Raw genomic sequence first — 2,304 nt, forward strand, 5'->3', positions numbered from 1 at the left:
GGGACCGCCGGGCCCGGCAAGCAGCCGCCGCTGGTGCCGCTCTTCGTGCTCGGGTTCCTCGCCCTGATGATGCTGCGCAGCGCGGGGTGGTTGCCGCAGCCGGTCCTGGACGGCATGGCGTCCGTGCAGGAACTATTGCTGGCCGCAGCACTGTTCGGGCTGGGCGCTGCCGTCCGCCTGCGGGAACTACTCCGCTCCTCGCTGCCGGCCGTCTCCACGGCCCTGCTCTCCTGGCTGCTGATTGCCGGACTGGGGATTGGCGCAGCCTGGCTGGCGATGGGCGGACGCTAAGGGGCCGCGACCGCGCCCGCGCATGGTTAAATGGGCCGGATGACGAACCAGAACCTCAGCCGCGACGAAGCGGCCGCACGGTCACGCATCCTGCACGTGGAGCGCTATGAGGTCTCGCTGGACCTGCGCAATGCCGAGGACTCCGACGCGCCGGGTTTCGTCTCCAGCACCGTCATCACGTTCAACTGCAGCGAACCGGGCGCCACGGTGTTTGCCGACTTCATCCACGGCGGTGTCCACTCCGTCACGCTCAACGGCCGGCCCCTGGACCTCGACGACGTGGTGGACGGTTCCCGGATCACCCTGCCCGGCCTCGAGGCCGAGAACCAGGCCACGATCACGGGCACCGCTCTGTACGGCAGCAGCGGCGAAGGGCTCCACCGGTTCGTCGATCCGGTGGACGCGCGAACGTACCTCTACACCCAATACGAACCGGCCGACGCGCGCCGCGTCTTCGCCAATTTCGAGCAGCCGGACCTGAAGGCCAGCTTCAGCTTCCACGTCGCCGCCCCCGCCCACTGGCTGGTGGCCTCGAACGCCGCGGTGGCCGTGACCGAGCCGATGGGCTCCACGCCCGGCTACTCCGTGCGCCGCTTCGAGCCGACGCCACGCATCTCCACCTACATCACCACGATCCTGGCCGGGCCCTACCACGCGGCCACGGACACCTGGCAGGGCACCCTGCCCGACGGCGGACAACTGAGTGTGCCGCTTGGCGCCTACTGCCGGGCCTCGCTGGCCGACTCCTTCGATCCGGAGCAGATCTTCGCCGTCACCAAGGCCGGCCTGAATTTTTTCCACGAACTTTTCGACTACCCCTACCCGTTCGGCAAGTACGAGCAGGCGTTCGTGCCCGAATACAACCTGGGCGCCATGGAGAACCCCGGCCTGGTCACCTTCACCGAGGCCTACGTGTTCTCCTCTCGGGCCACCGACGCCCAGTACCAGGCCCGCGCCAACACCATCCTGCACGAGATGGCGCACATGTGGTTCGGCGACCTGGTCACCATGAAGTGGTGGGACGACCTCTGGCTGAAGGAATCGTTCGCCGACTACATGGGGTCCCTGGCGTCCGCCGAGGCTACGCAATGGACCAACGCCTGGATCACGTTCGCCAACCGGCGCAAGGGGTGGGCGTACGTGCAGGACCAGCTGCCCACCACCCACCCCATCGTCGCCGACATCCCTGACCTGGAAGCGGCCAAGCAGAACTTCGACGGCATCACGTATGCCAAGGGCGCCTCGGTGCTCAAACAGCTGGTGGCCTATGCCGGTTTCGACTCCTTCGTCGGCGCCTCGCGCCGGTATTTCCGCGAACATGCCTACGGCAATACGTCGCTGGCCGATTTCCTCACCGCTCTCAGCGCGGCTTCCGGCCGGGACATGGAGCAGTGGGCGCGGCAGTGGCTGCAAACCGCCGGCATCTCCACCCTGGGCGTGGACCTCGAGTACGACGGCGGTGCGATCGCCTCCGCGGCCGTCGTCCAGGAGGCGGTGGATCCGGTGACGCAGGAACCGTCCTTCCGGCCGCACCGGTTGCGGCTGGGCCTGTACAACCCGGACGCCTCCGGTCGGCTGGTCCGCACGGACCAGCTGGAGCTGGACGTGGCGGGGCCGCGGACCGAGGTTCCGGAACTGGCGGGCCGCGAGGTTCCCGCCCTGCTGCTGCTCAACGATGAGGACTTGAGCTACGCCAAGGTTGTCTTCGACACCGGCTCCCTGGAGACGGTGCTTTCCTCCTTGGACAAGGTCACCGATCCGCTGGCTCGCGCCCTGTGCTGGTCGACCCTGTGGGACATGGCCCGCGACGGGCGCCTCCCCGCCGCCGACTACGTGGAGGCTGTGCAGCGCTTCGCGCCGGCAGAAACCGAGAACAGCGTGCTGCAGGTGGTCCTGGACTGCGCCAAGACGGCGATGGACCGCTACGCGCCGGCGGAACTCCGGACAGGCCTGCGGGAAGCTTTTCTGGCCGCCGCCCGCCGGGAGGCGGAAGCGGCGGAGCCGGGCAGCGAC

The 2,304-nt window shown here is 68.4% G+C and carries 2 protein-coding genes; both read left to right on the forward strand.

The window, feature by feature from the left end; genetic code table 11:
• Positions 1-291: putative sulfate exporter family transporter (locus AC5RUJ_RS14875; protein ID WP_494156098.1), on the forward strand; the 291-nt coding region annotated here is incomplete at its 5' end.
• Between the two features lie 39 nt (positions 292-330).
• Positions 331-2,304: aminopeptidase N (gene pepN / locus AC5RUJ_RS14880; protein WP_494156099.1), on the forward strand; the 1,974-nt coding region annotated here is incomplete at its 3' end.

Source organism: Arthrobacter sp. Y3223164, from assembly GCF_059091005.1.